Here is a 22,114-nt window from a genome sequence, read left to right on the forward strand (position 1 = left end):
GGTACTGAGCTTCGGCACCGGCACGTTCGGCGGCTCCGGCGAATTCTTCGAGGCATGGGGCGCGACCGACGTGGCCGAAGCCCGCAAGCTCGTGGACATCTGCCTCGACGCCGGCCTCACCATGTTCGACAGCGCCGACATCTATTCGAAAGGCGTATCCGAATCGATTCTCGGCGAGGCGCTCAAGGGCCGTCGCGACAAGGTGCTGATCTCGACCAAGGCGACGTTCCGCTTCGACGACGGCCCGAACAACGTCGGCTCGTCGCGCTTCCATCTGATCAAGGCTGTCGACGCCGCGCTCACGCGCCTTCAAACGGATTACATCGATCTGTTCCAATTGCACGGTTTCGACGCGCGCACGCCGGTACAGGAAGTGCTATCGACGCTCGACGATCTGGTGCGCGCGGGCAAGATCCGCTACACGGGCGTGTCGAACTTCTCGGGCTGGCATTTGATGAAATCGCTCGACGTGGCCGACCGCTACGGCTACCCGCGTTACGTGGCGAACCAGACGTATTACTCGCTGATCGGCCGCGATTACGAATGGGAACTGATGCCGCTCGGCGCCGACCAGGGCGTGGGCGCGGTGGTGTGGAGCCCGCTCGGCTGGGGCCGCCTGACCGGCAAGATCCGTCGCGGCCAGCCGCTGCCGGCCACCAGCCGCCTGCACAAGACGGCCGACGCCGGCCCGCCGGTGCCGGACGAATACCTGTACCGCGTGATCGATGCGCTCGACGAAGTGGCCGAGGAAACCGGCAAGACGATCACGCAGATCGCGCTGAACTGGCTGCTGCAACGCCCGACCGTGGCGACCGTGCTGATCGGGGCGCGCAACGAGGAGCAGTTGCGGCAGAACCTGGGCGCGGTGGGCTGGAATCTGACGCCGGAGCAGGTCAAGAAGCTCGATGAGGCGAGCCGCACGCGGCCGGCTTATCCGTACTGGCACCAGGAAGGGTTCGCGGAGCGCAATCCGTCGCCGGTTTGAGGCGGGTTGGGGCGGTGTAAAAAACGCCCCGTTCAGGGAATAACGCGGGGCGCTCAGGCGTTCAGAACAGACGAGGCGCGCCACCTTGCCGGCGCGCCCTGTCGATCCACGAACAGGGACACCCCGCGCTCATGATTCCGCTTCGTCAAGCCATCGTCCGCGCCGTGCTGGTTTCGGCGCTCGCTGCCGCCGCCAGCCCGGCCTTCGCGTTCAACGAGCAAGCCAACTACGACGCCTGCATCCTGCGTTCGCTGTCGACCACCTGGAACCGAAACGTCGTCGGGCTGCTGCGCAATTCCTGCGACCAGCTTTACCGCCAGTGGAGCATGTTGACGCCCACCGAGCAGGCCTATCACAGCTGCCTGCTGCAATACCTGCCCGGGGTGCAAAGCTCGGCGGCGATCGGCCCGATCCTCTCGGCGTGCCGCCGGCAAAGCGCGGATTCGGTGCACTTCGATTGAGAAGCGCCGTTGCGAAATCAAGTTTGGGGCCGGTTAACATCCCGTCTGGTTTTACCTAACAGGAAACCGTGCCGGCAGCGCTCGGAGACCACGAAAAGTGGTCACGCCATCCAAGCGGCGCTTACACCTCGATGTACATGTTGTAGGCGGCGCTCCAGATGAAATAAATCGCCTGCTCCGCCCCGCCGCCGCGTTGCGAGATGTCGTAGGGTGAATAGCTGGTGACGTAGGGGCTACCCTTGGTGGCCCACTGCCAGCCGTTCTGGAGCGAGCCCGAAAATACGTAGCCGACACTGCCTCGGTAGAACCCTAGCGCGACCCAGTCATACCGCGAACTCAGCGTGCCCGACCAGTTCAGGATGAATGGATCGTATGCATTCTTAGCCCCGCCGAGCCATGCTTTGCGCGGTGTGTCGTCCGCCGTTGTCGCGACGTTGGCCACCGGGTCCACTGCCTGCTCTTTGTAGAGTGACGCCGCCGCTTGCGGTGAAGCGATGGTGAGCGCCCCGTCCAGCATGAGAGCGTCGCGGGCCTTACCTGTCGCTGCTGCGCCCTCGTCGGCAACCGGCTGAAGAAAGGTGCCGTCCTTGCGCCTAAACGTCAATGTCATGTTCTTTTCCTTTTCTTGAATCAGCTGTCGAAACGAAGCGATGAAGGCTGGATCATATGTCGGTTCTCTGCCGCGCGGTCAAAGCTCATGAGGCATATGAGCTGCTGATTGGTCGTTGTCCGCTTCCGCGACCGGCCCGCGCTGCTTGAAGCTCATGCCTTCGGCGCGGAAGTTCGCGGAAATCCGCTCGACGCGCTGCCAGGCGTCGAGGCCGCCGTGCGCGGCAATGGTGGTGCTGACGAGATCGGTCATCGGTGAGTCCTCTAATGCGGGCCGCAGCGGAATGTGCGGCTCGGAATGGAGGCCAGTATAGGCAGCGGGGCACTTCGCTGGTACAGTCACAAACGCCAACTTTGGAGGTATTTACGCCATGCGCATCGCCGTGCTCGCCCTCGATGGATTGTTCGATACGGGGCTGTCCGTCACGCTCGACGCGTTTCTCGTCGCCAACAAACTGTCGGCCCGCTTGATGGGCGGCACGCCGAGTTTCGATGTGTCCGTGGTGGGGGTGCGCAAGAAGGTGCATTCGCGCCACGGGCTGGCGGTGCCGGTGCAGCCGATCGGGGATCGGCCGAAGCCCGATTGGGCGATCGTGCCGGCGCTGGCCACCACCATGCCCGACGAGCTGATCGAGTCGCTGTCGCGGCCCGACGTGCTCGATGCGCGTGCGCAACTGCTGGCGTGGCACGCCGATGGCGTGCGCCTGGCGGCCTCGTGCCTCGGCACGTTCATCGTGGCGGAAGCGGGGCTGCTCGACGGCCGCGAGGCCACCACCAACTGGGGGCTCGCGCCGCTGTTCCGGCAGCGCTATCCGGCCGTGCGGCTCGACGAATCGCGGATGCTGGTGCCGACCGACATCGGCGCGACGGCTGGCGCGGCGCTGGGGCACCTCGATCTGGCGCTGTGGCTGGTGCGCACGGTCAGCCCCGAGCTGGCGACGCTGGTGTCGCGCTATCTGCTGGCCGATATCCGCTCGTCGCAGGCCGCGTACATCATCCCGAACCACCTCGCGCAGGCCGATCCGCTGATCCAGCGCTTCGAGCAGTGGTCGCGCCAGAACCTGCGCACCGGCTTCTCGCTGCAGGAGGCGGCGAGCGCGCTCGCGATCAGCACGCGCTCGTTGCAGCGCCGGTGCCAGGAAGTGCTGGGAAAGTCGCCGCTCGCGTATTTCCAGGACTTGCGCGTGGAGCACGCGCAATCGCTGATTCGCGGCGGCAACGCCGACCTCGAGGCGATCGCGGCCGAGGTCGGTTACGGGGATGGCGCGACGCTGCGCTCGTTGTTGCGGCAGCGGCTCGGGCGCGGCGTGCGGGAGTTGCGCGCCGATTTGCTGTGAGGGCGGTGGTGGGGCCGAACGGGCCTGCCGCTACTTACATCGAGGCCCGGGGCACCGAGCCGAGCGCGGCACCGAACACCAACAGGCTCAGGATCGACCGCGCGGCGAACCCCGCGCGCCAGCCAGCGTCCTCGTCGAGCCAGGTGCCGGCCGGAATGCCGGGCACGGTCGCGACTCAGGCAGCCAGCGCGAGCCAGTCGGCCGGCGCGTGAAATACCGCCGTCGGCTTGGCCGCCAGCAGCGCGTCGAGCTTCGTATAGCCCCACGCCACCGCGCCGAAGCGCAGCCCGGGGATGCCGGCGGCCGCTTCGGCGTCGCGCACTTCGTCGCCGATGAAGATCGCCTGCGTGGCGTCGATGCCGGTCGCATCGAGCACGGTGCGCAGGCGCTGCGATTTGCCGAACAGCGACGAACTGCATTCGACGGCCGCGAAACGGTCGACCAGCGCGTCGCCGAGCACGGCGCGCACGTTCTCGACCGAATTCGAGGTGGCCACGGCCACCGCGACCTGCCGGTCGATCAGCGCGCCGAGCGTGTCGATCACGGTGGCGACCGGCGCGACTTCGCCGATCCGTTCGGCCATCCGCTTGCGGGCATCGCTCAGGACGGCCGGCGCTTTCCAGAACGGCAGCGCCAGCTCGCCGAGCACTTCCATCGCGCTCATGCCGCGCATCCGGTCGAGCGTGGCGGCGTCGGGCGCGCGAAAGCCGTGCCGTTCGGCCAGGCCGCTCAGTGCATCGGCGAACACGGGGTAGGAATCGGCGAGGGTGCCGTCGAAGTCGAAAATGGCAAGGCGAAGCGTCATGGCGGGAAGGGCAAAAGCGGGGCGAACAGCCGGGGCGGGGTGGCCGCGGCCGGCGAGAGCCGGTATCTTCCGGTGCGCGGCGCGCTTCGTCAACGTCGCTCCACGCCACTTTCGACGTCACGTCGGCGCCGCGCTGGCCCGCCCGCCGCGCATGACGGACAATGCGCGGCGCACGACGCGACTCTCTCACCATCTCCAAGGGCAACCGAGTGGCCTCGACTTCCCGCAGCACCGGCATCGATCTCCTGCGCGGCATCGCGATCCTGACGGTCCTGCTGCTGCACTTCCATCTGACGTACCGGCTCGACGTCACGCCGTTCGACGCGCCGTGGCTGTCGGCCGCGATCCGCGCCGTCGCGCGCAACGGCAATTACGGCGTGACGATGTTCTTCGTGGTGTCGGGCTATCTGATCACCACGACCTCGCTGCGGCGCTTCGGCTCGCTCGGCGCGGTGCGCCCGCTCGCGTTCTATCGCACCCGCGCCGCGCGCATCCTGCCGTGCCTGCTGCTGGCGCTCGCGATCATGGCGACGCTCGGCGCGCTCGGGCTGCATTCGTTCACCAACAAACCCGGCACGGCAAGCATGGCGCTGGCCGTGCTGTCGGTGCTGACGTTCTGGCACAACGTGCTGATGGCGAAGCTCGGCTATTTCAACTACGCGATGAACATCCTCTGGTCGCTGTCGGTCGAGGAGGTGTTCTATCTGGCGTTTCCGCTGCTTTGCGTGTTGCTGTGCCGGCGGCGCTTCATGCTGCCGTTGCTCGTCGTGCCGATGCTCGTCGGGCCGGTGTGGCGCTGGCTGCATGCCGGCGACGAGATCGTCGCGTTGTATGGCTATCTGTCGTGCTTCGATGCGATCGCGATCGGTTGCGGGGTGGCCCTGTTGCCGGCGCGGCCGCTGTCGGCGAGCGCGTTTGGCCGGCTCGCGTGGGGCGCGGCGCTCGTCATGGCGGCCACCTGGCTGTCGGGGCCGATCATGCGGCAGGTGGTGTGGGGCGTGTCGGTGATCGCGCTCGGCACCGGCGCGTTGCTGTACGGCATGGCGAACCGCGTGGTGAGCGCCAGCGCGCCGGCCTCGGGCATCTATGGCGACGAGCACGGCGGCGTGTCGAACTTCATCCGTTTCTTCGGCGTGCGCAGCTACGAGCTGTATCTGTTCCATATCGTCGTGCTCGGCGTGCTGCGCGAGACGCTGACGCGCGCGAACATAGTCACGGCCTGGAAGCCGGTGTGGCTGCTGCTCTACGTGGCGGTGGCGAGCGTGGTGGCGCAACTGGTGTTTCGACGGTTCTCGGAGCCGCTGAACGCGCGGCTGCGCGGCGCGCGCGCGAGCTTGCCGAAATCGGGCGATTGAACTGACGAGCGGCGTTGTTCACACCGCCGCCGTTCACACCGCATTGGCCGCGCGCGTCGAATACACCTGTGTGAGCCCCTGGATCGGGTCGCGCATCGCCGCGTCGAACGGGTTCATCTGCGGCCCGAGCAGGTCGGCCTGGCGCTTGAGCAATTGCACGACGGTCGGCAGCCGTTCGTCGGTCAGCCGCGTGGACAGCGTGCCGACGCTGAGTGCGCCCACCGCCACCCGGTTCTGGTCGAAGATCGGCACGGCCACCCCGGCCATGTCCTCCAGCACGCCGCTGTTGCGGCCCGCGTAGCCGAGCGCGCGCACGCGGTCGATCTCGGTGCGCAGGTACACCTCGTCGAGCACGCCGTAGCCGCGCATGCGCGGCACGTTGAAACGGATGATTTCCTCGCGTTCGGCCTCGGGCTGGAACGCCAGGATCGCCAGGCTGCCCTGGCCGACGCCGAGCGCCACGCGCCCGCCGATCGTGCCGGTGAACGAGCGGATCGGGAACGGCCCTTCGCAGATGTCGAGACACACCGCATCGAAGCTGCTCTTGACTAGCAGGAAGATCGTGTCGCCGAGGCTCGCGCACAGCCGCAGCAGGGCCGGGCGGCACAGCGTGCGCATGCCGTTCGGGTTGCCGGCCTGCGCGGCCATCGCGAAGAACACCACACTGAGCCGGTAGCGCTTGGTGCGCTCGTCCTGCTCGACCACCTGTTCGGCGATCAGCCCTTGCAGCAGCCGGTGGACGGTGGCCTGCGTGAGCCCCACGCTGCGCGCCAGCGTGGTGACGCGGCTGCCCTCGACCTGGTGTGCGCCGAGCGCGCGGATCAACGCGAACGCGCGTTGCAGCACGCCGGGGCCGCACGAATTCTCGCCGGGCGCATCGGCCGGCGCGCGGGCCGTGCCGCTGGCTTCCGTGGCATCGCTCCCTGCCGTGTCGTTCCCCGTTCCGTTTTCCTGCTTCCGTGCTTTCACTTTCGCCTCTCCGTATTCCACTCTTCGGAATCCTGCCCGAACCATGCCGGGCGCGGCACCGACTCTACCGCGTCGCGGCCCGGCGCGCATCGGTGGTGACCATCCGGGATGTCCCTGAACCCGTTCAGCGAAACATCGTGCGTCAATCAAACGGTAAATATTCTATTCAATGGAATAAGTCGAAAATTAATGTCGGTGTCCGGAATTCTGCGTTGACGTCGAAAAAATTGGCCGGATAGAGTCGGCGGCATCGAATGCAATCGCTTCAGGCGGTGCCGATGCACCGAAGGGCCAGATCATGTCGTTCCTCACGTTGACGGATGTTTCGAAATCGTTCGGCGAGCTGCACGCCGTCGCCGGCATCAGCCTGTCGGTCGAGAAGGGCGAGTTCGTCTCGCTGCTCGGCCCGTCGGGCTGCGGCAAGACCACCACGCTGCAGATGATCGCGGGCTTCATCGAAACCACGCGCGGCACCATCACGCTCGACGGCCGCGACATCACGCGCATGGCGCCGAACCGGCGCGGCCTCGGCATCGTGTTCCAGAGCTACGCGCTGTTCCCGCACATGAGCGTGGAGCAGAACGTGGGCTTCGGGCTGGAGATGCGCGGCGTGGGCAAGACGGAGCGCGCCGAGCGGGTGCGTGAGGCGCTCGCGCTGGTGCGGCTCGACAAGTATGCGCAGCGCTTTCCGCGCGAGCTGTCGGGCGGCCAGCGCCAGCGCGTGGCGATCGCCCGCGCGGTGGTGATCGCGCCGCCGGTGCTGCTGCTCGACGAGCCGATGTCGAACCTCGACGCCAAGCTGCGCGAGGACATGCAGTTCGAGTTGCGCGAGATCCAGCGCAAGCTCGGCACCACCACGGTGATGGTCACGCACGATCAGTCGGAAGCGTTGTCGATCAGCGACCGCGTGGTGGTGATGGAAGCGGGGCGCATCACCCAGGTCGATACGCCGTATCGCGCCTACGAGCATCCGGGCAACGCGTTCGTCTCGCAGTTCATCGGCAAGACCAACCTGCTGAACGGCACGGTGCTGGCGCAGGAGGGCGGCCAGATCCGCGTCGATCTCGGCAGCCGCTTGCAGGAAACCGGCGCGACCGCGCAGGCCGATGCCGTTGCGATGCGTGCCGGCGATGCGGTCACGCTGTGCATCCGCCCCGAAAAGCTGTCGCTCGGCGCGCCGGGCACCGGCCGGCTGGCCGGCCGCGTGACGAGCCGCTTCTTTCTGGGCAGCCAGTGGCTGTACCGGCTCGACAGCGATGCCGGCGAAATGCTGGCCTGCTGCCAGAACGAAGGCGGCGAGCCGCTTGCGGAAGGCGCGGCGGTGGGCATCGACTGGCGCAGCGAGGCGGTGCGCGTGATTCGCCAGGAGGCCGCCCGTGGATGACGCCCTGAGCACGGTTTCGCCCGGCGACGCACGGGACAGCGACGGCGGCGCGCCGCGCCCCGCCGCCCGGGCACGCTGGCGCGCCTGGCTGCCGATGTGGCTGATGAGCGCGCCGGCCGCGCTGCTGTTCGTCGCGCTGGTGCTGGTGCCGCTCGCGATGACGCTGGCGCTGTCGTTCTACCGCTTCGATCCGTCGGTCGGCCCGATCCCGGCGTTCGATCCGCATCACTACCTGGACGTGCTCGGCCAGACCTACTTCCACACCATCTTCCTGCGCACCTTCGGCATCGCCGCGCTGACCACGCTGCTGTGCGTCGCGATCGGCACGCCCGAGGCCTACATCCTGTCGCGCATGCGCGATCCGTGGCGCTCGCTGTTCCTGCTGGTGATCCTCGCGCCGCTGCTGGTGTCGGTGGTGGTGCGTGCGTTCGGCTGGAGCATGCTGCTCAATACCGGCGGCCTGGTGAACCAGGTGTTCGCGCTGTTCGGGCTCGGGCCGTTCAAGCTCGAATACACCACGTTCGCGATCGTCATCGCGCTGGTGCACGTGATGCTGCCGTTCATGGTGATTCCGGTGTGGACCTGCCTGCAACGGCTCGATCCGCAGACGGAGAACGCGGCGCTGTCGCTGATGGCGTCGCCCGCCACCGTGCTGCGCCGGATCGTGCTGCCGCAACTGATGCCGGGCGTGCTGTCGGGCAGCCTGATGGTGTTCGGGCTGTCGGCCAGCGCGTTCGCGATTCCGGGGCTGCTTGGCGGGCGCCGGCTCAAGGTGGCGGCCACGGCGGTGTACGACCAGTTCCTCAGCTCGATGAACTGGCCGCTCGGCGCGACCATCGCGATCCTGCTGCTGGTTGCGAACCTGATCGTGATGCTCACGTATTACCGCGTGCTCGAACGGCGCTACACGCGCAGCCTCGGCTGACGCCGCCCCGTTCCGGCCCACTTCCTCACGCTTCCACGACCATCCGACATGCGCAAAAACGGCCCGCTCGCTCTCGCGTTCCACACGCTCGTGATCCTGTTCATGCTCGCGCCGCTCGCGATCGTGGTGCTGGTGGCGTTCACGCCCGACGAGACGCTGACGCTGCCCACCCACGGCCTGTCGCTGCGCTGGTTCCGCGCGATCCTCGACTACCCGGACTTCATCGCGGCGTTCGGCAACAGCCTGAAGCTGGCGGTGGCCTCGGCCACGATCTCGCTGGCGATCGCCTTGCCGGCGGGCCTCGCGATCGGCCGCTCGCGCTTTCCGGGCCGCGCATTCCTCAACGCGCTGCTGCTCTCGCCGCTGGTGATTCCGGGCCTGGTGCTCGGCATCGCGCTGCTGCGCTTCTTCGCGCTGATCGGCGCGACCGGCTCGTTCGCATGGTTGGTGGCGGCGCACGTGATCATCGTCACGCCGTTCGCGATGCGGCTGGTGCTGGCCTCGGTGGCCGGGCTGGATCGCAGCGTCGAGCACGCGGCGGCCTCGCTCGGCGCCAACGCCTGGACCACGTTCCGCCGCATCACGCTGCCGATGATCGTGCCGGGCATCACGGGCGGCTGGCTGCTCGCGTTCATCAACAGCTTCGACGAGCTGACGATGTCGATCTTCGTCACCTCGCCGCAAACCGTCACGCTGCCGGTGCGCATGTACATGTACGCGACCGAATCGATCGATCCGATGATGGCGTCGGTGTCGACGCTGGTGATCGCCATCACGGCCGGCGCGATGCTGATCCTCGATCGCGTCTATGGCCTGAACCGGATCCTGATCGGACAGCACTGAGCATGCACACCCGTTCCACGCGCCTCGCACCCTCTACGATGACCGACCGCCCGACGCCGCCTTCCACGCCGCAACTCGTGCGCGTGGCCGAAACCACCCGGGCGCCCATGCCGTTCGTGCTCGACGGCGCGCCCGTCGCGGCGCTGGCCGGCGATACCGTGCTGACCGCAATCCTCACGCAGCAGCGCCGCCTGCGCGTCAGCGAATTCGGCGACGGGCCGCGCGCCGGCTTCTGCCTGATCGGCGCGTGCCAGGATTGCTGGGTGCGCGAGGAGAGCGGGGCACGGCTGCGCGCGTGCTCCACGCCGCTGCGCGCCGGGATGCGGATCGTGACGCGCGCCGCGACGGCCATCGGCGGCGGCGAGACGGCCGACGCGGCGCACGGGAGCGCGGCATGAGCCCCAACAGTTGGCTCGACGAACCGGACGCGGGTGCGATGACGAACGAACCGCGCGTGGTGATCGTGGGCGCGGGGCCGGCCGGGATTCGCGCGGCCGAGGTGCTGGCGGCGGCCGGCATCCGCCCGGTGGTGATCGACGAAAACGCGCGCTGGGGCGGCCAGATCTATCGGCAACCGCCGGCCGACGCAGGCTTCACGCGCACGAAATCCACGCTGTACGGCTTCGAGGCCGGCAAGGCCGACGCGCTGCACCGTTGCATGGCGGCGCTGCTGCCGCAGATCGATTACCGGCCCGACGCGCTGGTCTGGTCATGCGAGCCGGGTGTGCTCGACATGATGCGCGCGGGCCGCGAGGCGCGCCTGCGCTGGACCCACCTGATCATCGCCAGCGGCGCGACCGACCGCATCTCGCCGGTGCCGGGCTGGACCCGCCCGGGCGTCTACACGCTCGGCGGCGCGCAGGTCGCGCTGAAATCGCAGGGCTGCGCGATCGGCCGGCGCACCGTGCTCGCGGGCACCGGGCCGCTGCTGTATCTGGTGGCCTATCAATACGCACGGGCCGGCGCCGAGGTGGCGGCCGTGCTCGACATCAACCCGCTTTCGCGGCAGGCCGCCGCCGCGCCGAAGCTGCTGCGCCAGCCCGGCACGTTCGCCAAGGGCATGTTCTATCTGGGCTGGCTGCGCGCGCATGGCGTGCGCGTGGAACGCGGCGTGACGCTCGACGGCATCGACGGCATCGGCAGCGATGCCGACCAGGATGGTGTCGCCGCGATCCGCTGGCGCTCGGCCGGCGGCGCGGTGCATCGGCTCGATTGCGATGCCGTGGGCCTGGGCTTCGGGCTGCGTCCCGAGACGCAACTGGCCGACCTGGCCGGCTGCAATTTCACGTTCGACACGGTGAACCGCTGCTGGCTGCCGGAAAAGGACGTGGCGGGCCGCAGCTCGGTGCCGGGCGTGTATCTGGCCGGCGACGGCGCGGGCATCGCCGGCGCGGATGCGGCCGAGCTGGCCGGCCGGCGCGCCGCGCTGGCCTTGCTGGAGGACCTGGGCGCGGGCCTGCCGCGCAGCCTCGACGGCCCCGGCGCCGCGGCCATCGACGCGCAACTGGCGCGCATCCGCGTGTTTCGCGCCGGGCTCGAACAGGCCTTCGCGCCGCCGCCGCCCGAAGCCGCGGCCGGCTGGCCCGACGATCTGCTGGTGTGCCGCTGCGAAGCGGTGACGGCCGGCACGCTGCGCGCGTGCATCCGCTCGGGGCTGGCCACCGAGGTGAATCGGCTGAAAGCCCTGACGCGGATCGGCATGGGCCGCTGCCAGGGCCGCATGTGCGGCGAATCGGCGATGGCGCTGCTGGCCGCCGAAACCGGCCGGCCGCTCCACGAAGTGGGCCGGCCGCGCGGCCAGGCGCCGATCAAGCCGATTCCGATCTCGCCGATGCTGTTCGACGACGCGGTACCGATGCACGAAGCGGAGGCCCACGATGAGTGACGTGCGTCATGTGCAGGTGGCGATCGTCGGCGGCGGGCTGGTGGGCGCGTCGGCCGCGCTGGCGCTGGCCAGCCAAGGGGCGAGCGTGGCGCTGTTCGAGCGGCGCTATTGCGGCGCGCAGGCGAGCGGCGTCAATTACGGCGGCGTGCGCACGCACGGCCGTCCCGAGGCGCAACTGCCGCTGGCGATGCGCGCGCGCAAGATCTGGGATCGCCTGCCGGCGCTGATCGGCAGCGACGGCGAATTCGTCGTGTCGGGCCATTTGCGGCTGGCGCGGCGCGAGGCCGATCTCGACGTGCTCGAGGCCTGGGCCGCGATGGCGCGCAGCCACGGCGCGCAGTCGGTGGTGATGTCCGGGCCGGCGTTCCGCCGCCGCTATCCGTGGCTCGGCCCGGCCGCGATCGGCGGCGCGTTGTGCGCCACCGACGGCCAGGCCAACCCGCGGCTCGTGTCGCCCGCGTTCGCGGCCGCCGCGCGCCGCGCCGGGGCGCAGGTGTTCGAGCAGACCGAACTGACCGACATCGCGTTCGACGGCCGCCGCTTCACGATGCGCGCGGGCGAGCAGGCGTTCAGTGCCGACTGGCTGATCAATTCGGCCGGCGCGTGGGGCAATACCGTGGCCGGCCGCTTCGGCGAGGCCGTGCCGCTGCGCTCGATCTATCCCAACATGTGGGTCACCGAGCCGCTGCCGAGGTTCGTCGAGCACAACCTCGGCGTGGTGGGCGGCGGCATCTACGCACGGCAAGTGGAGCGTGGCAACTGCGTGATCGGCGGCGGGCGCGGCCAGGGCGACGGCGAATACGCACGCCCGTCCAGCGACACCACGCGCGCCGTGATGCGCGACGCCTGCGCGCTGCTGCCGGCCCTGCGCGACGCGCTCCTGATCCGCACCTGGAGCGGCGTCGAGGGCGAGACGCCCGACAATCATCCCGTGATCGGCCCGAGCGGCACCACGCCGCGCCTGTTGCACGCCTTCGGCTTTTCCGGCGGCGGCTTCCTGCTCGCGCCCGGCGTGGGCGAGGTGCTGGCCGACCTCGTGCTGCGCGGCGCGACCGACACGCCGATCGACGCGTTTTCCATCGCACGCTTCGCGGCCGGCGACAGCCGCGACGCGTTCGCGGCCGCCTGAGGCGAGGCTCGCATGCACCCGCCGTACCGTTTCCGTTCCCAGTCCGACACCCCACGCAAGCTCCAAGGAAGAACCACGATGAAACTGTCACGCACATTCGCGTCGCTCGCGGCGCTGTTCGCCATCGGCCTGGCTTCGCCCGCCTTCGCCCAGACCAAGACGATCTACATCGGCATGAACGGCGGCCCGATGGAGAAGGCCTACACGGGCCAGGTGCTGCCCGATTTCGAGAAGGCCAACAACGTGCACGTGGTGGTGGTGCCCGGCACCTCGTCGGACGTGCTGGCCAAGCTGCTGGCGAACCGCGATCACCCGCAGATGCACGTGGTGTTCCTCGACGACGGCGTGATGGCGCGCGCCGTGAGCCTCGGCGTATGCCAGAAGCTCGACGACGCGCCGGTGCTCAAGGAACTGTATCCGTTCGCGCGCATGAAGGGCGACATCGGCGCGGGCGTGCAGCTCGGCATGACCGGCATCGGCTACAACACCAAGGTGTTCAGCGCCAAGGGCTGGGCGCCCCCGACCTCGTGGATGGATTTCGCCGATCCGAAGTACAAGGGCAAGGTGGTGTTCCAGTCCGCCTCCAGCAGCACGTTCGGGCTGCACGGCTTCCTGGCGATCAACCGGATCCTCGGCGGCAGCGAAACCAATGTCGAGCCGGGCTTCTCGAAGTGGGCCACCACGGTGGGGCCGAACGTCGTCGAATACATCCCGAACTCGGCCAAGCTCTCGGAGATGATCCAGACCGGCGACGCGGCGATCTTCCCGCTGACGCCCACCGGCGTGGGTGACCTGAAGGACAAGGGGCTGCCGGTGGCCTACGCCGCGCCGAAGGAAGGCGCGGTGCTGCTGCTGGTGGATCTGTGCGTGGTCAAGAACAACCCCGATCCGGCGCTCGCGCAGAAGCTCGCGCAGTTCCTGCTGTCCGCGCCGGCGCAAACCCAGGCCGCGGTGGCCGGCAAGCAGATCCCGACCAACCGCCAGGCGACCATGCCGGCCGACATGCAGAAGAACCTCGGCGATCTCGACCAGCTCGTGAAGAAGGTCACGGTGGTGGATTGGGATGCGATCAACGCCCGCCGCGCGCAATGGGATGCGCGCTGGAATCGCCAGATCGAGCAGTAAGCCGGGAGAGGTGGCGCTACCCCGTTGTGGCGCACCGGAGCGATTCTCATTCACGTGCGTGCGGGCCTGACAACATGTCGAAATAAATGGCCCGGTTCCGCTCCGGAAGCGCCTGAGCGCGTCGCAACCCCAAATGATCCTATGGTGCACCGTGCGCGCCAGCGTTTCGTCTGGCAAACTGACCCCCGATCCGCGACGGCTCGAACGTTCCGTCACGTGGAATCGGGTGCGCTCGCGCCCCGTTCGCGTGCCTCGGTGGCGCTCAAGGGAACGCGGATCGTTGCCGTTAAAGGGTAGTGGTTTGTCGACTAGCGACGCGCCGGAACGCCGTTGCGGTTTCCGCGCGAGACGCAGTCGCTTCTCTCAGATATGAATGCATGAGCACGAGTCATTTTGTCCGGCCTGAAGGCAAGGTCTACGAGCGCATGATCCGGAGCATCGCCGATTATGCAATTTACATGCTCGACATCGATGGCTATGTGACCACCTGGAATGCGGGCGCACAACGCGCCAAGGGCTATCTGGAGCACGAGATCGTCGGGCGCCATTTTTCCTGTTTCTATACCCGTTCCGACCGCGCGCGCAGCCTCGCGGAATTCAATCTGCAGATTGCACGCAACGAAGGGCGTTTCGAGGATCACGGCTGGCGGGTGCGCAAGGACGGCACGATTTTCTGGGCGCATGTGGTGATCGACGCGTTGCGCAACGAAGACGGCGAGATTTTCGGGTTCGCCAAGATCACGCGCGACTGCACCGAGCGGCGCATGGTCGAGACCCAGTCGCGCCAGCGCGAGCAGAGCTTCCGGTTCCTGGTGCAGAGCGTGACCGATTACGCGATCTACATGCTCGACGTGAACGGCATCGTGTCGAACTGGAACGCCGGGGCGCAGGCCGCCAAGGGCTACTCGGCCGACGAGATCGTCGGGCAGCACTTCAGCCGCTTCTACACCGACGAGGATCGGGAAGCCGGCGCGCCGGCGCGCGCGCTCGACACCGCGCTGCGCGAGGGGCGCTTCGAAACCGAAGGCTGGCGCGTGCGCAAGAACGGCGAGCGCTTCTGGGCGCACGTGGTGATCGATCCGATCTTCGACGACGTGGGCGAGCTGTTCGGTTTCGCCAAAGTCACGCGCGACCGCACCGAGGCGCGCCGGCTCCAGCAGCAGACCATCGACCAGGAGCGCCGCTTCCGGCTGCTGGTGGAAGGCGTGACCGATTACGCCATCTACATGCTCAACGTCGACGGCATCGTCTCGAACTGGAACGCGGGCGCGCAGCGGGCCAAGGGCTACACGGCGTCGGAAATCATCGGGCGGCATTTCTCGGTGTTCTTCACCGAGGAAGACCGCAAGGCGGGGCTGCCCGCGCGCGGCCTGCAGACGGCCCGCGAAACCGGCAAGTTCGAGGCGCAGGCCTGGCGCATGCGCAAGGACGGCCAGCGTTTCTGGGCGCACGTCGTGATCCATCCGATCTACGACGACGACGGCGAGCTGTACGGCTATTCCAAGATCACCCGCGACTGCACCGAGCAGCGTCAGGCCGCGCTGGCGCTCGAAGCGACCACGCGCAACCTCGATCTCGCGCTCGACAACATGCTCCAGGGCCTGTGCCTGTTCGATCGCAACGGCCGGCTGGTGTTGAGCAACCGCCAGTTTTCCCATCTGTTCGACCTGTCCGAAACACTGCCGTCCGGCATCGAGCCGAGCCGGCTGCTGCGTCTGCTGGGCCGGCCGGTGCGGTTCGCCGGGCGCGCGCGCGCGAGCATGGCCGCGCAGTTCCGCCAGGCCGTGATGTCGGGGCATACGGAGGAAAAATCGCTGGTGGTGGGGTTTCTCGACCGCTACGTGTCGGTCGTGACGCGCCAGTTGTCGCACGGCGGCTGGGTCACCACGTTCGAGGACGTCACCGAGCGCCGCCATGCCGAGGCGCAGATCCACCATCTGGCGCACCACGATCCGCTGACCGGGCTGCCGAACCGGCTGGCGTTCCAGGAGCGCCTGCACCGGATGCTGGAGCGGGCGCAGCCGGGGCACCAGTTCTCGCTGCTGTATCTCGATCTGGACCGCTTCAAGGCCGTCAACGACACGCTCGGCCACCAGGCCGGCGACGAACTGTTGCAGGCCGTGGCGGCCCGCCTCAGCGCGAGCCTGCGCGAATCGGACCAACTGGCCCGGCTCGGCGGCGACGAATTCACGATCCTGCAAAGCCGCAGCCGCGGGCTGGACGAGGCGATCGCGCTGGCCGAGCGGTGCATCCGCACGCTGGCCGATTCGTTCGTGATTCGCGGCGCGGAAGTGTCGATCGGCGTGAGCATCGGCATCGCGGCGCTGCCGTGCGGCTTGGCCAGCGCGGAAGTCGCGCTGCAATGCGCCGATATCGCGCTGTACGCGGCCAAGCAGGGCGGCCGCAACGGCTACCGCGTGTACCGCGACGAGATGCACGGCCCGATCCGCGAGCGCAACGAACTCGAAGTGGACTTGCGCCGTGCGATGGCCGGCAACCAGCTTCGGCTGCACTACCAGCCGATCGTGGATGCCGTCACCGGGCGTACCACCGCCGCCGAGGCGCTGCTGCGCTGGACCCACCCGGTGCGCGGCCCGATCACGCCGGCCGCGTTCATCCCGCTGGCCGAGGAGCGCGGCCACATGCCGGCGCTCGGCGCGTGGGTGCTGGTGCAGTCGTGCCGCGACGCGATGAGCTGGCCCGACGAAATCCGCATCAGCGTGAATGTGTCGCCCGCGCAGGTCGTGCATCCGGATTTCCTCAACACGGTGATCTATGCGTTGAAGGTCAGCCGGCTGCCGCCGCGCCGGCTCGAGCTGGAAATCACCGAAACCGCGCTGCTCGAATCGTCGGCGCGTTCGCGCGCGGTGCTCGGCACGATCCGCTCGATGGGCGTGGGCATCGCGATGGACGATTTCGGCACCGGCTATTCGTCGTTGAGCCTGCTGCAGGATTTTCCGTTCTCGCGCATCAAGATCGACCGCAGCTTCGTGCAGAACATCGGCAAGAAGCGCAAATCCACGGCGATCGTCAGCGCGATCGCGGGGCTGTGCCAGCGTCTCGACATCCCGGTGATCGCCGAGGGCGTGGAAACCGACGAGCAGCGGCTCGCGCTGCTGGCCGAACGGTGCAGCGAATTCCAGGGCTTCCTGTTCGCGCGGCCGATGCCGGTCGAGCAGTTGCCGTGGTACAAGGCAGCGGTGGCCTGAGCCGCGCGGGCGGGGCCGGGGTGTGCCGAGGTTGACGCGGCGGCCCCGGCAACCGCTCGGCGTTCGCCCCTGAGCGGCGCGGCTGCGGCCCGGAACCTGCCCACCGGAACAAGGAGTTCGCCCGTGAATCCCACCGCAGCCGACCTCGGCAGCCTCTACCGCCGTTACCTCGATTGCCTGAACCGCCGCGACTGGCCGGCGCTCGGCGAATTCGTGGCCGACGACGCCACCCACAACGGCCAGCCGTTCGGCCTGGCCGGTTACCGCCGGATGCTGGAACGCGACGTGCTCCAGATCCCCGATCTGCGCTTCGAGATCGACCTGCTGGTGGCCGAGCCGCCGATGGTGGCCAGCCGCCTGCGCTTCGACTGCACGCCGCAGGGCGATTTCCTCGGCGTGCCGGTCAACGGCCGGCGCATCGTGTTTACCGAAAACGTGTTCTACCGGTTCCGCGACGGCAAGATCGCCGAGGTGTGGTCGCTGCTCGATCGCGCGGCCGTCGAGGCGCAGTGCCAGGCGGGGCGGTAGCCGACGTGGACGAACTGCGCGCCATCGCCACCTTCATCCGTGCGGCCGAACTCGGCAGCTTCCATCGCGCCGCGCAGGCGCAGGGCAGCACGCCGCAGGCCGTCAGCAAGGCGATCCGTCAGTTGGAGGCGCATCTCGGCGTGCGCCTGTTCCATCGCACCACGCGCAAGAACGCGCTGACCGACGAGGGCACGCGGCTGCTCGACGCGGTGCGCGGCAACCTCGACGGCATTCGCAGCGCGATCAACGAGGCGCGTGGCGCGGCCCATCAGGATCAAGGGCGGGTGCGCGTCAGCGCGGGCGGCGCGGTGGCGCGCAAGGTGCTGATGCCGGTGATCGCCGAGTTTCGCGCGATGTACCCGGAGGTCCAGTTCGAGCTGGTGCTGGAAGACCGCTATACGGACGCGGTGGACGAGCGCATCGACGTCGGGTTCCGGGCCGGCAATGCACCGGTGGCGCAGGTCGTATCGCGCCGGCTGTTTCCGATCCAGTTGCTGGTGTGCGCCACGCCGGCCTACCTGGCCGCGCATGCCGCACCGCGCCGGATCGACGATCTCGCCGCGCATCCGCTGATCGGCTATCGCCAGCCCGGCGCGGGACAGCCCACGCCGTGGGAATTTCGCGTGAAGGGCGAGACGGAATTCCGCAGCCTCTCGTACGCCGTGTGCTGCAGCGACCCGGAGGCGGAAATGCACGCGGTGCTGGCCAGCATCGGGATCGGCCAGATCGACAGCATCAATGCCGCCGCGCCGCTGCGCGCGGGCGAGCTGGTGCCGCTGCTGCCCGGCTCCACCAGCGAGCGCATGGGCCTCTACCTGTTCTACGCGCAGCGCAACAACATGCCGCGCCGCGTGCGCCGCTTCATCGATTTCTCGGTCGAACGGCTGCACGGCACGACGCAGTTCCATGTGCCGCCCGCCGCGCTGAAGGCGATGGCGCGCTGACGCTGACCGGCTGGCGTCCATTTGCCAACCGACGGTTGTGAATCAAACACCCGGTTCGTGACTACTGCGCGGCGTGCCGCATCGACACAATGGCTCCACGTTCAACCGAAACAGGAGCCCGACATGACCACGCTTTCTCTCGTTACCGGCGCCAGCCGCGGCCTCGGCCGCAACTCCGCGCTCCATATCGCGCGCCAGGGCGGCGACGTGGTGCTGACCTACCTGGGCAGCCGCGAGGCCGCCGATGCCGTCGTCGCCGAGGTCGAGGCGCTCGGCCGCAAGGCGGTGGCGCTGCAGCTCGACACCGGCCGCGTGTCCGGCTTCGCCGATTTCGTGCAGCGCCTGCGTGGCGCGCTTCAGGCCACCTGGCAGCGCACCACGTTCGACCATCTCGTCAACAACGCGGGCCACGGCGATTTCGCGCCGATCGCGGACACCACCGAAGCGCAGTTCGACCGGCTCGTCGACGTGCATTTCAAGGGCGTGTTCTTCCTGACGCAGGCGTTGCTGCCGCTGCTCGCGGACGGCGGCCGCATCGTCAACCTGTCGAGCGGGCTGACGCGGGTGAGTGCCGAGGGCTGGGCCGCCTACGCGGCCGTGAAGGGCGCGGTGGAAGTGCTGACCGTCTATCTGGCCAAGGAACTCGGTTCGCGCGGCATCGCCGTCAACGTGGTCGCGCCCGGCGCGATCGAGACGGACTTCTTCGGCGGCGCGGTGCGCGATACGCCCGAATTCAACCGCTTCTTCGCGAGCATGACGGCGATGGGCCGGGTGGGCGTGGCCGACGACATCGGCCCGATGATCGCGAGCCTGCTCGGCGAGGGCAACCGCTGGCTGACGGCGCAGCGCATCGAGGTGTCGGGCGGGCAGGCGATCTGAGGGGGGAACGGGGAGGTGGAAGGGCTGCCGCGATACACCACCTTTGGCCGATCCGCCCGAAGCCCGAACGCGCGTTGAGCGGGAATTTCAGGCGCCGCCGCGCGATCTGCCCGCGGCTGGGCGCCCTGATACGCCCACGCCCGGCATGCGCGTGCACGTCGCCTACGGGCACGATCGGACGTTTCTCGACTGGCTCGGGCGGTTTCGTTGAAGGCGGGGCAGGCAGATGCGGGTGATAAGTTTTCCTGCGAGGCCATTAATTCGACGGCGTCCGCATTTACCCTTATCGCGTTAACCCTCATGCTTCGAGCTCAGACACTTGCCCTTGAGGATCGCGATGAAATTTGCTGCCCCCCACCGTATCGTTGCGCTGGCTGCTGCCGGCGTGTTTGCCGTCTTGAACATGGCGTCGGCGCCCGCGTTCGCCGATGGCGCGAATCGCGCGATCACGCGCGCCGAAGTGCGGGCGGAACTCGTCGAGCTGGAGCAGGCGGGGTATAACCCGGCCGGGTATGACGGGCGGCTGCATCGGCGGATGGAAGAGGCGGAGGCAGTGATCGCGCAGCGTCGGGCGGCGGCCGCTGCCGACAAGGTGATGGCGCTGGAGCCGGTTTCGACGTCGCAAGCCGGCGTGATGTTGCAGGCTTCGAAGTAAGGCATCGCCTTGCAGGCCATCGCGCGCCCTGAATACCGCATCGCCTGAACCCGCACGGGCAGGCGTCAACACAGGCAGCCCGGCTCCATTCCCCGAAGCCGGGCCACCTCGACCCATCCCCCCGCCTTACCGCAAATCGGTAATCGTCGAATTGAACACCTGCCCGGCGATCGTCACGTTCTGCAGCGCGATGCCGTTCACGTTCCACGCATAGATCGGCCCCGGCGTTTGCGCGCTGGCCGGCCCTGCCGCAGTCGGCGTGCCGAAATCGCAGTTCGAGATCGTCACGCCGGTGATCGCCGGAATCGCGGGCGTCGGCGCCGGGCCGTTGTAGTCGAACGCCACCGGCCCCTGCGCGACGATCGCCTGGAAGCACGAACCGGTCGCGCTGCCGAGGGTGACGTTGCTGGCCTTCACGTTCGTGATGTTGACGTTCTGCACGAGCGCGGGGCGCGTGCGGATCGCATCGCTGGCGGGCTGGTAGTCGCAATCGAACGTGATCAGGCCGCCCTGCGACGCCGACGGGTTGCCCGACGCGGAAGTCGCCACGCCGAGCGGCACGGTGCTGTTGATCGGGCTGCCGGTCAGCATCTTGCTGCCGTAGCCGGCGCCCGTCAGGCTCACGCCGTTCGGCAGCGTCACGCCGTTCACGTAGAAATTGCGCACGAAGCCGCCGCGATTCATGTTGGTCTTGATGCGGATCGCGATGTTCAGCGAATTGGTCGCCCAGAACTGGTTCAGCATCGTCAGGTTGCGCGCGTAGACGTTCTCGATGCCGCCGCCCATCTCGCTGCCGAGCGTGATGCCGCCGTGGCCGCTGTTCATCGTGCAGTTCTGCACGACGTGGTTCTGCGCCGGGCCGTATTGCGTGTCGAGATCCTTGCCCGACTTGATGGCGATGCAATCGTCCCCGGTGTTGAAGATCATGCCGTCGCACAGCACGTTGTTGCAGGCGTCGGGATCGAAGCCGTCGTTGTTCGGGCCGATGCTGTCGGCCATCACGCCGCGAATCACGACGTTCGTGCAATCGGTGGGGTGGTGCTGCCAGAACGGCGTGTTCTGGGTGTGATAGTTCTCCATCAACACGTTCGTACACCCGAGGAATTCCACCATGCACGGGCGCAGGTAATGGCCGAGCCCGAAGATGCGCTGCACCACCGGCACGCCGGCCTCGGACAGCGCGGGCAGGTAGTTCTGATCCTGCTGCCACGGCGTGGCCGGGTTGGTCAGCATCGTATACAAGGCATCCGAAATACCGGGCACGGCCGTCTTCAGGTCGACGTTGTTCGGGTTCGTATAGGCCTGCGACGGCGTGGACGAACTGGCGCAGCCGTAGGCGCCGGTAGTGCCCTTGTAGGTCCACCAGCAAGTGGCCGTGTTGCCCGTGCCGGCGAACGCCGTCATGGCCTGGCCGTTCAGGATCGAGGTGGCGCCTTCGCCGGTCAGTGCGATATGGCTGGCGTTGCGTGCATACACGGGCGTGCCGAAGTTCAGGCAGTCGTTGGCCTGCCAGCGGCTGTAGAACAGCTTGCCGTTGGCGCCGCAATCGACGGGGCCGTCCTTCGCGTAATCGGCCGGGTTTGCGCTGAAGAAGATCGTGCAGTTCGCGCTCAGGTGGAAATTGACGTTGCTCTGCAGGACGATCGGCCCTGCGCAATACCATGCGCCGGCCGGCACCACCACGCGCCCGCCGCCCGCCGCCGAGCAGGCCGCGATCGCGGCCAGGAACGCCGGGCGAGAATCGAACGCGCCCGCGCCCTGGGTGGCGCCCGCGCCCGGGCTGACGGGCGATTTGGTCGCGTCGGTGTACGGGCTGGTTTGCGCGATGACCGAGCACGGTTGCGCGCCGTAGGCCTCCACTTGAAAATCCACGGCGGGAAACGACGACTGCGCGATGCCGTTCAGCGACGCGATGATGTTGGTCGCCAGGCCGCTCGGCCCCCAGATCGGATCGGCCGGCGCGATGGATGCGCCGCCGCCCGCGGCCGGCGCCGAATCGGTGCCGCTGCCGCAGGCGCCGAGCAGCGTGCTGCCCACCAGCGCACCGCCGTAGCCGAGGAAATGTCGTCGAGTAATCCTAAACATCT

Annotated in this window: 22 protein-coding genes; 16 read left to right on the forward strand and 6 right to left on the reverse strand. The window is 68.3% G+C overall.

The genetic code is table 11. The annotated features are described in order from the left end of the window. Nucleotides 1-985 (forward strand): aldo/keto reductase (locus ACYP33_RS30960; protein WP_459625041.1); only part of this gene is annotated, 985 nt, incomplete at its 5' end. A 131-nt stretch (nt 986-1,116) separates the two neighbouring features. Continuing rightward, nucleotides 1,117-1,446: a VF_A0006 family four-cysteine protein gene (locus ACYP33_RS30965; protein ID WP_414441896.1), complete on the forward strand. Its 330-nt coding sequence runs from the start codon at nt 1,117-1,119 to the stop codon at nt 1,444-1,446. A gap of 121 nt (nt 1,447-1,567) precedes the next feature. Here ACYP33_RS30965 and ACYP33_RS30970 read toward each other — a convergent pair whose 3' ends face one another. Beyond that, nucleotides 1,568-2,056, reverse strand: a complete 489-nt coding sequence (locus ACYP33_RS30970; protein WP_414441897.1) for a hypothetical protein — start codon at nt 2,054-2,056, stop codon at nt 1,568-1,570. Between the two features lie 78 nt (nt 2,057-2,134). Further along, on the reverse strand, nt 2,135-2,308 hold the full coding sequence (locus ACYP33_RS30975) for a hypothetical protein (RefSeq protein ID WP_459625042.1): 174 nt from the start codon (nt 2,306-2,308) through the stop codon (nt 2,135-2,137). Nucleotides 2,309-2,426: 118 nt separating this feature from the next. On the opposite strand from ACYP33_RS30975, the gene ACYP33_RS30980 reads away from it, so the two are divergent. Further along, entirely contained in the window at nt 2,427-3,392 is a 966-nt protein-coding gene (locus tag ACYP33_RS30980) for a GlxA family transcriptional regulator (protein WP_459625043.1), read from the forward strand. A 34-nt stretch (nt 3,393-3,426) separates the two neighbouring features. Here the strand turns inward: ACYP33_RS30980 and ACYP33_RS30985 are convergent, their stop codons facing one another. Then, the gene (locus ACYP33_RS30985) at nt 3,427-3,558 is read right to left on the reverse strand and encodes a hypothetical protein (RefSeq protein ID WP_459625044.1); all 132 of its coding nucleotides are present in this window, start codon (nt 3,556-3,558) and stop codon (nt 3,427-3,429) included. A 9-nt stretch (nt 3,559-3,567) separates the two neighbouring features. Continuing rightward, nucleotides 3,568-4,197 (reverse strand): HAD hydrolase-like protein, encoded by a 630-nt coding sequence (locus tag ACYP33_RS30990; RefSeq protein ID WP_459625045.1) that lies wholly within the window; start codon nt 4,195-4,197, stop codon nt 3,568-3,570. A gap of 209 nt (nt 4,198-4,406) precedes the next feature. On the opposite strand from ACYP33_RS30990, the gene ACYP33_RS30995 reads away from it, so the two are divergent. After that, entirely contained in the window at nt 4,407-5,552 is a 1,146-nt protein-coding gene (locus ACYP33_RS30995; RefSeq protein WP_459625046.1) for an acyltransferase family protein, read from the forward strand. Nucleotides 5,553-5,585: 33 nt separating this feature from the next. On the opposite strand, the gene ACYP33_RS31000 is transcribed toward ACYP33_RS30995, so the two are convergent. Next, a complete protein-coding gene (locus tag ACYP33_RS31000; RefSeq protein WP_459625047.1) occupies nt 5,586-6,521 on the reverse strand; it encodes an IclR family transcriptional regulator in 936 nt (311 codons plus the stop codon). Between the two features lie 298 nt (nt 6,522-6,819). Between ACYP33_RS31000 and ACYP33_RS31005 the strand changes: the two genes are divergently transcribed. The 12 genes from ACYP33_RS31005 (at nt 6,820) to ACYP33_RS31060 (ending at nt 20,027) form a co-directional block, all read left to right on the forward strand. After that, nucleotides 6,820-7,905, forward strand: a complete 1,086-nt coding sequence (locus ACYP33_RS31005; RefSeq protein WP_459625048.1) for an ABC transporter ATP-binding protein — start codon at nt 6,820-6,822, stop codon at nt 7,903-7,905. A 4-nt stretch (nt 7,906-7,909) separates the two neighbouring features. Next, the gene (locus ACYP33_RS31010; RefSeq protein WP_414449191.1) at nt 7,910-8,830 is read left to right on the forward strand and encodes an ABC transporter permease; all 921 of its coding nucleotides are present in this window, start codon (nt 7,910-7,912) and stop codon (nt 8,828-8,830) included. A 48-nt stretch (nt 8,831-8,878) separates the two neighbouring features. Then, nucleotides 8,879-9,673 carry an ABC transporter permease gene (locus ACYP33_RS31015; RefSeq protein WP_414447653.1) on the forward strand — a complete coding sequence of 265 codons (795 nt, stop codon included), beginning with the start codon at nt 8,879-8,881 and terminating at the stop codon, nt 9,671-9,673. Nucleotides 9,674-9,711: 38 nt separating this feature from the next. After that, on the forward strand, nt 9,712-10,071 hold the full coding sequence (locus ACYP33_RS31020) for a (2Fe-2S)-binding protein (protein ID WP_459625204.1): 360 nt from the start codon (nt 9,712-9,714) through the stop codon (nt 10,069-10,071). A gap of 38 nt (nt 10,072-10,109) precedes the next feature. Further along, a complete protein-coding gene (locus ACYP33_RS31025) occupies nt 10,110-11,558 on the forward strand; it encodes an FAD/NAD(P)-dependent oxidoreductase (RefSeq protein ID WP_459625205.1) in 1,449 nt (482 codons plus the stop codon). Further along, nucleotides 11,551-12,687, forward strand: coding sequence for an NAD(P)/FAD-dependent oxidoreductase (locus ACYP33_RS31030; protein WP_459625049.1), 1,137 nt, complete (start codon nt 11,551-11,553; stop codon nt 12,685-12,687). The genes ACYP33_RS31025 and ACYP33_RS31030 overlap by 8 nt, the downstream gene beginning before the upstream one ends. A 78-nt stretch (nt 12,688-12,765) precedes the next feature. After that, nucleotides 12,766-13,812, forward strand: a complete 1,047-nt coding sequence (locus tag ACYP33_RS31035) for an ABC transporter substrate-binding protein (RefSeq protein WP_414447651.1) — start codon at nt 12,766-12,768, stop codon at nt 13,810-13,812. 377 nt (nt 13,813-14,189) lie between these two features. Then, complete coding sequence (locus ACYP33_RS31040) at nt 14,190-17,021, forward strand: EAL domain-containing protein (RefSeq protein WP_459625050.1); 2,832 nt, start codon at nt 14,190-14,192, stop codon at nt 17,019-17,021. A gap of 123 nt (nt 17,022-17,144) precedes the next feature. Continuing rightward, on the forward strand, nt 17,145-17,549 hold the full coding sequence (locus tag ACYP33_RS31045) for an ester cyclase (RefSeq protein WP_414441909.1): 405 nt from the start codon (nt 17,145-17,147) through the stop codon (nt 17,547-17,549). Between the two features lie 5 nt (nt 17,550-17,554). After that, nucleotides 17,555-18,493, forward strand: a complete 939-nt coding sequence (locus ACYP33_RS31050) for a LysR family transcriptional regulator (RefSeq protein ID WP_459625051.1) — start codon at nt 17,555-17,557, stop codon at nt 18,491-18,493. A 123-nt stretch (nt 18,494-18,616) separates the two neighbouring features. Beyond that, nucleotides 18,617-19,372: an SDR family oxidoreductase gene (locus ACYP33_RS31055; protein WP_459625052.1), complete on the forward strand. Its 756-nt coding sequence runs from the start codon at nt 18,617-18,619 to the stop codon at nt 19,370-19,372. A gap of 325 nt (nt 19,373-19,697) precedes the next feature. Further along, nucleotides 19,698-20,027, forward strand: a complete 330-nt coding sequence (locus tag ACYP33_RS31060) for a DUF4148 domain-containing protein (protein ID WP_459625053.1) — start codon at nt 19,698-19,700, stop codon at nt 20,025-20,027. Nucleotides 20,028-20,153: 126 nt separating this feature from the next. Here ACYP33_RS31060 and ACYP33_RS31065 read toward each other — a convergent pair whose 3' ends face one another. Then, on the reverse strand, nt 20,154-22,112 hold the full coding sequence (locus ACYP33_RS31065) for a glycoside hydrolase family 28 protein (RefSeq protein ID WP_459625206.1): 1,959 nt from the start codon (nt 22,110-22,112) through the stop codon (nt 20,154-20,156). Between the last annotated feature and the right edge of the window lie 2 nt (nt 22,113-22,114).

This window comes from Burkholderia sp. 3C (assembly GCF_054589155.1).